This window comes from Geomonas sp. (assembly GCF_035254065.1).
Taxonomy (GTDB): domain Bacteria; phylum Desulfobacterota; class Desulfuromonadia; order Geobacterales; family Geobacteraceae; genus Geomonas.
The window spans coordinates 1-10,862 of sequence record NZ_DATFBA010000313.1 but is presented as its reverse complement, the minus strand read 5'-3'; the positions used below and the strand labels follow the sequence as shown (position 1 = coordinate 10,862).

The 10,862-nt window shown below is 59.7% G+C and carries 12 protein-coding genes; 10 read left to right on the top strand and 2 right to left on the bottom strand.

What is annotated here, in order from left to right; all coding sequences use genetic code 11:
* Positions 1 to 882 (top strand): RQC domain-containing protein (locus VJ604_RS14490; protein ID WP_324083669.1); only part of this gene is annotated, 882 nt, incomplete at its 5' end.
* On the opposite strand, the gene ilvA is transcribed toward VJ604_RS14490, so the two are convergent.
* Together ilvA and VJ604_RS14480 are read right to left on the bottom strand one after the other, a co-directional pair.
* Positions 872 to 2,080 (bottom strand): threonine ammonia-lyase, encoded by a 1,209-nt coding sequence (gene ilvA / locus VJ604_RS14485; RefSeq protein WP_324083666.1) that lies wholly within the window; start codon positions 2,078 to 2,080, stop codon positions 872 to 874. The two genes, VJ604_RS14490 and ilvA, sit on opposite strands and share 11 nt — an antisense overlap.
* Before the next feature lie 35 nt (positions 2,081 to 2,115).
* On the bottom strand, positions 2,116 to 3,114 hold the full coding sequence (locus VJ604_RS14480) for a cation diffusion facilitator family transporter (RefSeq protein WP_324083664.1): 999 nt from the start codon (positions 3,112 to 3,114) through the stop codon (positions 2,116 to 2,118).
* A 356-nt stretch (positions 3,115 to 3,470) separates the two neighbouring features.
* Here VJ604_RS14480 and trxB point away from each other — a divergent pair, with 356 nt between their 5' ends.
* From trxB to VJ604_RS14435, 9 genes are all read left to right on the top strand, one after another.
* Complete coding sequence (gene trxB / locus VJ604_RS14475) at positions 3,471 to 4,418, top strand: thioredoxin-disulfide reductase (protein ID WP_324083663.1); 948 nt, start codon at positions 3,471 to 3,473, stop codon at positions 4,416 to 4,418.
* Between the two features lie 153 nt (positions 4,419 to 4,571).
* Entirely contained in the window at positions 4,572 to 6,101 is a 1,530-nt protein-coding gene (locus tag VJ604_RS14470) for a YifB family Mg chelatase-like AAA ATPase (protein WP_324083661.1), read from the top strand.
* 706 nt (positions 6,102 to 6,807) lie between these two features.
* Positions 6,808 to 7,077 carry a hypothetical protein gene (locus VJ604_RS14465; protein ID WP_324083659.1) on the top strand — a complete coding sequence of 90 codons (270 nt, stop codon included), beginning with the start codon at positions 6,808 to 6,810 and terminating at the stop codon, positions 7,075 to 7,077.
* A gap of 66 nt (positions 7,078 to 7,143) precedes the next feature.
* Entirely contained in the window at positions 7,144 to 7,713 is a 570-nt protein-coding gene (locus VJ604_RS14460) for a ComEA family DNA-binding protein (RefSeq protein WP_324083657.1), read from the top strand.
* A gap of 45 nt (positions 7,714 to 7,758) precedes the next feature.
* Positions 7,759 to 8,166, top strand: coding sequence for a YidB family protein (locus VJ604_RS14455; protein ID WP_414652447.1), 408 nt, complete (start codon positions 7,759 to 7,761; stop codon positions 8,164 to 8,166).
* 283 nt (positions 8,167 to 8,449) lie between these two features.
* Entirely contained in the window at positions 8,450 to 8,788 is a 339-nt protein-coding gene (locus VJ604_RS14450; RefSeq protein WP_324083654.1) for an ArsR/SmtB family transcription factor, read from the top strand.
* A 61-nt stretch (positions 8,789 to 8,849) separates the two neighbouring features.
* Positions 8,850 to 9,902 carry an ACR3 family arsenite efflux transporter gene (arsB, locus tag VJ604_RS14445; protein WP_324083652.1) on the top strand — a complete coding sequence of 351 codons (1,053 nt, stop codon included), beginning with the start codon at positions 8,850 to 8,852 and terminating at the stop codon, positions 9,900 to 9,902.
* A gap of 13 nt (positions 9,903 to 9,915) precedes the next feature.
* Entirely contained in the window at positions 9,916 to 10,350 is a 435-nt protein-coding gene (locus tag VJ604_RS14440) for an arsenate reductase ArsC (protein ID WP_324083651.1), read from the top strand.
* A gap of 16 nt (positions 10,351 to 10,366) precedes the next feature.
* On the top strand, positions 10,367 to 10,777 hold the full coding sequence (locus VJ604_RS14435) for a cupredoxin domain-containing protein (RefSeq protein WP_324083649.1): 411 nt from the start codon (positions 10,367 to 10,369) through the stop codon (positions 10,775 to 10,777).
* Positions 10,778 to 10,862 lie beyond the last annotated feature (85 nt).

Genomic DNA, 10,862 nt, shown 5'->3' with positions numbered 1-10,862 from the left:
GGCCGTGCCGGACGTGATGGGCTCCCCGCGGACGCGCTGCTCCTGTTCGGCTATGGCGACGTGGCCATAGCGCGCGCCCTTATCGAAAACGGCGGCAACGCCGAGCAGAACAGGATCGAGCTGCACAAGCTGAACTGCATGACCGGCTTCGCGGAGGCCCAGACTTGCCGCAGGCGGGTGCTGCTCGGTTACTTCGGGGACAGGCTGGAGAAGGAGTGCGGCAACTGCGACATCTGCGAGAGACCCCCCGAGCGCTTCGACGCGACCGAGCCGGCCAGGAAGGCGCTTTCCTGCGTGTACCGGGTCGGCCAGCGCTTCGGGATGGGGCACGTCATCGAGGTGCTGCGCGGTTCCCAGAACCAGCGGATGCTGGAGCTGCATCACGACCAGCTCACCACCTACGGCATCGGCAAGGACCTTTCCCAGGACGCTTGGGGGAACTTGTTCCGGCAGCTGATCCACCTGGGGTACCTGGAGCAGGATCTGGCGAATTTCTCCGTGCTGAAGCTGACCGAGCGGGCGCGCCCGCTGTTACGAGGTGAGGAGACGCTTGAGTTGGCCAAGCCGAGGGACGCGCGGGTGGTGGTGAAGAAGGTGGCGGGCAAGAAAGAGGCCCACGACGATCCGCTCTTCCAGGCACTTCGGGCCCTGCGCAAGCAGATCGCCGACGAGCAGCAGGTTCCTCCCTACGTCGTCTTCTCCGACGCCACCTTGGCCGGGATGGCTTCCCAGAAGCCGAGGGACAAGTGGGAGCTGTTGAGGATCTCCGGGGTGGGACAGCAGAAACTCGCCCGCTACGGCGACGCCTTCCTGAGGGTGATCCGGGCGCAGAGCGGGGAAGGAGAGGAAAACGAGGTGACGCTGGAGGAATTTACTTCATAACCTCCAACAGATACCCGCTACCCGACAGGTGCCTCACCACATCCTGGATGTGCTCCCCACCCCTGGTCTCCAGCTCGACCAGCACCTCGGTCTTGCCGATGGGAAGCGACTTGGATCGACGGTCGTGGGTGATGATGGATATATTGGCCTTGGCCACGGCGATCTCGGTGGCGAGCCTGGCTAGAGCACCCGGCACGTCATCGAGCTCCACCTTGAGCTTCAGGTAGCGCCCCGCCGCCAAGAGACCCCTCTCCACCACCACGGCGATGGTCTTCACGTCAATGTTGCCGCCGGAAAGAAGCGCCACCGTCTTGCCGCTCAGCTTCTTCACCCTGCCGTTCAGTAGCGCCGCCAGCCCGACTGCGCCGGCTCCCTCCACCATCAGCTTGTTCCTTTCCAAAAGCGACACGATGGCCTGGGCGATCTCTTCTTCCTGGACCAGCACGACCTCGTCCACCAGCTCGCGGATCACCGGGAAGGTCTCGGTGCCGGCCGTCTTCACCGCGATGCCGTCGGCGAGACTCGCCTGGATCGGCACTGTGACCGGCTTTCCCTTCTGCAGGGCGAGCTGCATCGAGGGGGCGGCGACCGACTCGACCCCGATGATCCGCACCTGCGGGTGGGTCTCCTTGATGGCGGTGGCGATGCCCGCGATCAGTCCTCCGCCCCCGATGGGGACCAGGACGTTGGCCAGGTCGGGAATATCTTCCAACAGCTCCAGCCCGATGGTCCCCTGTCCCGCCATGACCAGCGGATCGTTGAACGGGTGCACGAAGAGGGCACCGGTCACCTCGGCCTGCTTGACGGCCGCGGCGCAGGCCTCGTCGAAATTCTTCCCCTCCAGCACCACCTCCGCCCCGTAATCACGGGTGGCGAACACCTTCTGCGGCGGTGTGCTTTCCGGCATGTACACGGTAGCCTTCACGCCGAGCAGGTCGGCGGAAAAGGCGACCCCCTGCGCGTGGTTTCCCGCCGAGGCGGTGATGACGCCGCCTGACAGCGCCTGGCGCGGCTGTGCCGTCATGAAATTGAGGGCGCCGCGGATCTTGAAGGCGCCTGTTCTTTGCAGGTTTTCACATTTGAAATAGAGCGGCAGGCCGAGCCGCTCGCTGAAGTGCTGGGCGTGGATCAGTTCCGTGCGACGCACCCTCTTCTTCAGTCGTTGGGCCGCGTCGAGGATCAGGTTGTAGTCGAGCATTAGCTATCCGTTGTCGGTGTAGTGATGGTGGCGGTTTAGTGGTGGTGATGTCCATGGGAGCAGGTGCCGCCATGGGGATGATGGTGCGGATGCGCATGCGCGTGGGCAAGCGAGGCCGCCCGCGGGCGATGCCGGAACTGCTTGGCCCCTTCCGTGCTGCAGCGCTCGGTCTCCAGCTGTAGCGTGGTGTGGGAGATGTGGAAGCGCTCGAAAAGCTTCTCCTCGATCCTTCTCAGCATGCCGCCGTGCTCGTCCTTGACACCGCAGGGGACCACGATGTGGCCGGAGAGCGCGATGATGTGGGAGCAGATGGTCCAGATGTTGACATGGTGCACCTCCTGAACCCCCTCCACTTCCCGGATGGTCTCACTCACCTCGTGCACGCTCATCCCCTTGGGCACCCCTTCCAGAAGGATGTGCACCGATTCCCGCACCACCCGCCAGGAGCCCCAGAAGATCACGAAGCCGATACCGACCGAGATCACGGCATCCAAAAGGTACCAGTTGCTGAAGTACATGATGATACCGCCTATTATGACGCCCACCGAGGCGGCCGCATCGCCGATCATGTGCAGGAAGGCGCTGCGCACGTTGAGGTCGTCATGCGAGTGGCCGTGCAGGGCGCCGGCGGCGAACAGGTTCATGGCCAGGCCGACCGCGGCGATGATCATCATGGGCAGGCTCTTCACCTCTTCGGGGTTGACCATCCTGCCGAAAGCCTCATAGCAGATGATGGCGGCGATCACGAAGACGGTGGCGCCGTTGATGAAAGAGGCGAAGACCTCCATCCGGTGCCAGCCGAAGGTGCGGGTGTCGGATACCGGGTAGGAGGCGAGCTTGATGGCGCCCAGCGAGAGCAGCAGGGCGAAGAGGTCGAGGAACACGTGAGCCGCATCGGAAAGGAGGGCCAGGGAGTTCGTCCAAAGTCCCCCCGCCAGTTCCGCTACCAATGTCGCGCCGGTCAGAAAGATGGCGTACTTGAAACGTCCTGCGATGCTTTGGTCCAGATGCTCGGCTGGTGCGTGTGCGTGCATGATGAGCCTCGAAGCCAGCGATGCGGGCGGGACGGCGGGAGCGACTTCCCTCCAGGGGAGTCGCTTGACTCCCGATCCCGCTCACCTCTCTGCACTCTCTCTGTCTGGGGCCGGTGTTACCACTGATTCCACTATGTGTCCTGCGCCATCTGTTGGCTTCCGTGCAGGCAGTGCCAGAAAGATCTGCACAGACACACTTTCTCATTACTTCTACAGTAAATAATATACCGAATTTCACTCTGATATTAGCAGAGGCGTCTGACAGGGTCAATGAGATAGGGGGGCTTTGCCGCCTTGCAATTTTGCGGATATACTGATATCTTCCGCGAACAAACAAGCACTGGAGGTTGACATAAATGGAACCGATTCACCACCGTCTCATCGTTCTTGGCTCGGGTCCCGCCGGCTACACCGCTGCTGTCTATGCAGCACGGGCAAACCTGAACCCCGTCCTCATCACGGGGCTTCAGCAGGGGGGCCAGCTGATGACCACGACGGAGGTGGACAACTGGCCGGGGGACGCCGAGGGGGTGCTGGGGCCGGAGTTGATGCAGCGCATGCACCAGCACGCCGAGCGCTTCGGTACCCAGATCATCTACGACCACATCAACAAGGCCCAGGTCACCAAGCCCCCCTTCATCCTGGAAGGGGACAACGGGACCTATAGTTGCGACGCGCTGATCATCGCGACCGGCGCCTCCGCCAAATACCTGGGGCTCCCTTCCGAGCAGGAGTACAAGGGGCGCGGGGTCTCAGCCTGTGCGACCTGTGACGGCTTTTTCTACCGCGGTAAGCCGGTTGCCGTGGTCGGCGGCGGCAGCACCGCGGTCGAGGAGGCCCTCTACCTCGCCAACATCGCCAGCCACGTCACCGTGGTCCATCGCAGGGACCGCTTCCGCGCAGAGAAGATCATGGCCGACCGCCTGATCGAGAAGACCAAGGCCGGCAACGTCACCATCGAGTGGAACCAGAACCTCGAAGAGGTGATCGGAGACGAGGGGGGGGTGACCGGGATCCGTATCCGTCACGCCAGCGGCTCCGATAAGATCATCCCCGTGCACGGCTGCTTCATCGCCATCGGCCACACCCCCAACACCCACCTGTTCGACGGTCAGCTGGCGATGGACGACGGCTACATCCGGACCAACGCCGGCAACGAAGGTAATTTCACCGCCACCAGTGTCCCCGGCGTCTTCGCTGCCGGCGACGTGCAGGACCGGATGTACAAGCAGGCCATCACCTCGGCCGGCACCGGTTGCATGGCCGCGCTCGACGCCGAGCGATATCTTGATATTCTCAAGTAGTCATTCCTGAACAAGACAAACCTGAAGTAGAAGACCTGCCTGTATAGATAAGACCCTAACGCGTATGTACTCTGCATTACCACTTCCTTGCCCGAAACGTCCCTTCCCCTTCAAGGGGAGGGACAGGGTGAGGATGGGGTTTAGGAGTCAACGATGCTCGCCAAGGTCCTCTCCAGCGCGCTGCTGGGAATCGATGCCATCCTCATTGACGTGGAAGTGGATATCGCCCAGGGGCTGCCGCAACTCGCCACGGTGGGGCTTCCCGACGGCGCGGTGAAGGAGAGCAAGGACCGCGTCAAGGCCGCCCTCAAGAACTCCGGCTACGACTTCCCCAACCGAAAGATCACCGTCAACCTCGCCCCCGCCGACGTTAAGAAGGAGGGGGCTTCCTTCGATCTCCCCATGTCCATAGGGATCCTGGCCGCCACTGGCGTGGTCAAGGGGGAGCGGCTGCAGCGCTACCTTCTCTTGGGCGAGCTGTCGCTGGACGGCGGCGTGAAGCCCGTGCGTGGCTCCCTCTCCGTCGCGGTCGCCGCGCGCGAGGCGGGTCTTGCCGGCGTCATCATCCCGGCCGACAACGTGAGCGAGGCCGGAGTGGTGGAGGGGATCGAGGTCCTGGGGGTCACCGAGCTCTGCCAGGTGGTCAATTTCCTGAACGGCTGCACCGACCTTTCCCCCTACAGCGCCGACATCGCCGCGCTGTTTTGGCAGGGAGGGGAGGCGGGGGACGACTTCAGCGAGGTGAAGGGGCAGGAGCACGCCAAGCGTGCGCTGGAGGTGGCGGCGGCCGGTTCCCACAATCTCTTGATGATCGGGCCCCCCGGTTCCGGCAAGACCATGCTGGCCAGGCGCATCCCCTCCATCCTGCCCCCCATGCTGTTCGAGGAGGCGATCGAGACGACCAAGGTCTACAGCGTGATGGGGCTATTGGAGCGCGACCACGCGCTCATCGCCAGCCGCCCCTTCCGCTCGCCGCACCACACAATCTCCGACGTCGGCCTGATCGGCGGCTCCAACACCCCCAAGCCGGGCGAGGTCTCCTTATCCCACAACGGCGTACTGTTCCTGGACGAGCTCCCCGAGTTCAAGAAGCACGTGCTGGAAGTCCTCCGCCAGCCGATGGAGGATGGCCGCGTCACCATCTCCCGCGCCCTTTCCTCCGTCACCTATCCCTCCCGCATCATGCTGGTAGCCGCCATGAACCCTTGTCCCTGCGGCTACCTTTCCGACCCAATTCACCCGTGCACCTGCACGCCCCTCATGATCTCCCGCTACCGCTCCCGCATCTCGGGACCTCTGCTGGACCGCATCGACATCCACATCGAGGTGCCGGCAGTGAAGTACCGTGAGCTGGTAGATCGGGGAGAGAGCGAAAGCTCGGCCGAGATAGCCTCCCGCGTGGCACGCTCGCGCGAGGTGCAGAAGGAGCGCTTCAAAGGGACTAAGGTCAGATCCAACTCCCAGATGACCGCCCGGATGATCCGGAAATACTGCGAGCCCGACGACGCCGGAAACAGGATGCTGGAGGTGGTCACTGACCGCCTGGGGCTGTCGGCGAGGAGTTACACGAGAATCCTGAAAGTGGCCCGCACCATCGCCGATCTGGAAGGGAGCGACGGCATCAAAGAGCACCACATCTCCGAAGCCGTCCAGTACCGGAGCCTGGACAGAAAGACGTGCTAGAGAGACGGGCTGGCTCCGTATGTGCCAGTCCCCTTTGCCTCTGAATTGGCGGAGGTCGATGGCAAACACATTAGACGGTGCCTGACCCCCTCGCGCATTCCCCTCGTGAATTCACGTAAGTATCAGGCTATGACGCAGTTATCATAACATTCCATTGATTTGGAAGAGAAAGCCCACGGTGAGCTGAACTGTTCACGTGGGCTTTCTTTTGTTTCTTCTTTCGTACATTTGAGGGTGCCTGCCCCCCGCATAGTTACATCCCCCCCTTATGCCATACGCCGGTCTTGCATCGAGGCGTTACTTGCCTTCGAAGGTGAATTCTCCAATATTAACCAACCCACATCGCGATTACTGCAAGTTATAGCAGGCAGTTGGGGCATTATTGGGGACGATTCAGCTCAGGCTGCGAAATTGTGGTGTAAATTGACTTTTGAGGATTAATTGCTACGATCTTAAACTGTTGCGTTCATTCAAAAAACGCATTTTTATGTACTTCGTACTGCACAACATGGTCCCGTTCGGCTTAACCAGATTAGCGCGTGCTAAAATGCCGGCGGCACAGTCGTTCTTTCTTAGCTTTTTGGCGCACCTCTGCAATTAAAGGTGATGTCGAACGGATCGTAGCACCAAAACCTGAGCACTCCATCGATTAGTTGCGTACAAAATTTCAAGGTGGAGACTAAACAACAACGCAAGGAGGTTTGACATGAGATTGACTGCTGCAGTGACGGGAATTGCTTTACTTGCTGCGACGACGGCCTTCGCCGGTGGCACGAAAACCTACCAGGTGACCGGCCCGGTACTCGAAGTGAAGGACGACATGATCGTCATCCAGAAGGGGAAAGAGAAGTGGGAAGTGGCCAAAGACAAGGATACCAAGGTGACCGGCGACCTGAAGGTCGGCAGCAAGGTGACAGTCATGTACACCATGAAAGCGGCCAGCGTCGATGTAAAGGCTGACAAGAAGAAAAAATGACGGAAACATCGGTGGGCATGGTCGACCTCTTGAGCAGATCGACGGAAGCCGATAGGAGGAAAGAATATGCATCATATTCTGGCGAAAGGGTTGTCCTTGTGTGTCGCAGCGATGTTGGTGCTCTCCTTTTCCCTGGTTGATGTCCACGCAAAGGATACCGGCAAGCCAAAGCCAGAAGCAAAGGCGGCAGCAGGGGGCAAGGTCGACATCAACAGTGCGTCGCAGGCGGAACTGGAAAAGCTCCCCGGGGTCGGCGCTGTTACGGCAAAAAAAATCATCGCGGGCAGACCGTATGGATCAACTGCTGACTTGGCCAAATCAGGGATGTCGGCTAAGACCATCGAAAAGATAACGCCGCTCGTGACGGTGGGTGCGGCTCCGGTAACCGCTCCGGTTGCCGCGCCTAAGATGTCGGCCCCCAAGGCCCAGACGCCTGCCGCACAGGCATCACCAAAGGCGACCAAACATGTTCAGCCGCCTCCTGCAGGCAGTGGCATGGTCTGGGTAAACCCCGATTCAAAAATCTTTCACAAAGAGGGAAGCAGGTGGTACGGCAAGACCAAGCAGGGGGCCTACATGACGGAGTCTGAGGCGATCAAGGCTGGATATCGGGAGTCGAAGCAGGGGGCTAAATAGGTGTTGTGAACCCGGATCGCAGATAGAAGCAGGAAAGGAGGTCGCATGGGACTTCTGGACGATCTTGCAGGCAAAGCTCAAGGTTTATTCGGCGAATGCGGTGAGGAAGGTTCCCTTCTGAAGGGCGTTGTGGAGATGCTTTCGGACAAGGAAGAGGGTGGCTTGGCCGGGCTCGTCCAGTCGTTCCAGCAAAAAGGGCTGGGGGAGGTCATCTCTTCCTGGATCAGTACCGGCCAAAATCTCCCGATATCTCCCGAGCAGATCAAGGAAGGGTTTGGCAGTGAGGCGCTCCAAACCCTGGCCGCCAAGACTGGGATATCTACCGAGGAGGCGACGGCCAAGCTTTCCGAACTCATGCCCCACCTGGTCGACAAGATGACCCCTGATGGCGTCATTCCGGAGGGAGGGGTGCTGGAAAAGGGCCTCGACTTCCTGAAAAGTAAGCTCGTCTGACCATCAGCCTGCTCAAAGAAATGTAATACAGTCGAGAGGACGTTAGTGAGTTGTTGACTTTACACCCAGGTATGCCGCACGTTCATCAGGCCTAACTCAACTTATCAAAAATGCCGCTGCTCGCACTGGAGCAACGGCATTTTCGTTTAAAAATTCCTTGTCACTGTCGAAATTTCCGGCTTGCCTTCACCTCTAGCATTAGACGGTGCCTGCCCCCCTCAAAGTGCTTGTGAATAAGCTCGATTGCCCTTGACATATCCGTCTATCCGAATATAATCGGGGCATGAAAAAAACCATACAGCAGTTCAAGGCCCTTGCAGACGAAACGCGACTACGGCTATTGGCACTCCTCCTCAGCGCCGGGGAGCTCTGCGTCTGTGACCTCACAGCCGCCTTGCAGCTCCCTCAATCAACGGTATCCCGGCATCTTGCTTACCTGAAAGGTGCCGGTTGGGTCAACGACCGGAGAGTGGGAGTCTGGATTTACTACTCGATTGCGACAGACAGCGTCATGCAGCAGGAGATTGCAGATGTTCTGTGCAAGCGACTCCCCCAGATCCCATCTGTCGCGGAAGACATCAAGCGTCTTGCCTCGTTTTCCGAAGGTGCCAGTTGCGCCTAATTTTTTTGTCCTGAAAAAATCCGTCCATTCGGATGTAAAGAATTGGCGTGAAGGAGTTCCCATGCCCGGCATCTCAAAGAAGCTTTCATTTCTCGACCGCTACCTGACCCTCTGGATTTTCCTTGCAATGTTCGCTGGGGTTGCCGCTGGATACCTCATCCCAGGCGTCGAGAAATTCATCAATTCCTTCCAGGTGGGCACGACCAATCTCCCGATTGCCGCAGGCCTCATTCTCATGATGTACCCGCCCTTCGCCAAGGTGAAGTACGAGGAGATGCCGGAGGTCTTCCGCAATAAGCGGGTCCTCGGACTCTCCCTTGCGCAGAACTGGCTGATCGGTCCGGTCCTCATGTTCTTTTTGGCCGTGCTCTTCCTCCCGGACAAACCCGAGTACATGGTGGGGCTTATCATGATCGGCCTTGCACGGTGCATCGCCATGGTCATAGTCTGGAACGAGCTGGCAAAGGGAAACACGGAGTACGCGGCCGGGCTCGTCGCTTTCAACAGCATCTTTCAGGTGCTCTTCTACAGTGTCTATGCCTGGTTCTTCATAACCGTTCTCCCGCCGCTCATTGGCCTTTCCGGTAGCGTTGTCGAGGTCAGCATCCAGCAGATTGCCAAGAGCGTCTTCATCTATCTCGGCATCCCCTGTATCGCCGGGGCAGTCACAAGGCTTGTCGGCGTCAAGGCCATGGGCAAGGAGCGCTACCACCGTGAGTTCGTGCCGAAGATTGGCCCCATTACCTTGATTGCGCTTCTCTTCACCATCGTGGTGATGTTCAGCCTGAAGGGCAACCTCATCGTTCAACTGCCGTTCGATGTCGCCCGCATCGCTGCTCCCCTTCTCATTTACTTCATCGTGATGTTCCTGGTTTCCTTCTGGATGGGTAAGAAGCTTGGAGCTGACTACAGTAAGACTACGACTTTGGCGTTTACCGCCGCCAGTAACAACTTCGAGCTGGCGATAGCGGTTGCCGTGGCCGTGTTCGGCCTCAATTCCGGAGCCGCATTTGCCGCCGTCATAGGCCCCCTGGTGGAAGTCCCGGTAATGATAGCCCTCGTCAATGTGGCATTTTGGTTCCAGCGCAGGTACTTCGCGCCGGCCGATCTTTAGGAGGGAAGAGGTAATGAATGGCAAGATCAAAGTGTTGTTCGTCTGTATCCACAACAGCGCACGAAGCCAGATGGCAGAAGCCTTCTTGAAGGAAGTCGGGGGCGATCGCTTCGAAGTGGAAAGCGCCGGGATCGAACCGGGAAAGCTGAACCCCATCGTGGTCGAAGCAATGAAGGAAATCGGTATCGACATCTCTGCCAACCGGACCAAAGACGTTTTCGAATTCATCAAAAACGGAACGGTTTTCCGCTACGTCGTCACCGTCTGTGACGAGACCAGCGCCGAGAGGTGCCCGGTTTTCCCCGGCATTGCCGAAAGGATGCACTGGGGCTTCCCGGACCCCTCGGCTCTGCAGGGAACGGACGAAGAGAAGTTGGAGGAGGTCCGGAAGATCCGGGAGGCGATTCGCGCCAAGGTCACGGAGTGGGCTGCAACGGTGACGGGATGATGCCGCGGAGGATGTCATGCTAAAGGATCTCGCCGACCGTCTCGTCTTCGGCGCCCTGGGCCTTGCCCCGGGAAGCCGCCTCGGCCAGACCCTCGACTACCTTTACGACCTTTCCAAGGAGGAGCCGGGATACCTCAATTTCTACCACCCGCACGTCCACGGGACGGTGGCGGAGCAGTACTGGGGAGGCCTGGCGGGCGCGCTGGTGATGAACGACCCGGCCGGCTCTCCCCTTGCCGGTCTCGAATCGCACGTGATGGTGATCAAGGACCTGACCATCAGCAACGGATTGCCTCAGGCCCACAGCTCGACCATGGACTACATGCAGGGGAAGGAAGGAAATCTGGTGATGGTCAACGGCAGGGTGAACCCGGTTTTGCCCATCCGGCCAGGGCAGGTACAGCGCTGGCAGACAGTGAATGCCTGAAACGCCCGCTTCCTCAACCTCTCTCTCGACAAGCACTCCCTTTACCTGGTCGGCACCGACGGCGGGCTGCTGGACAAGCCGTGCC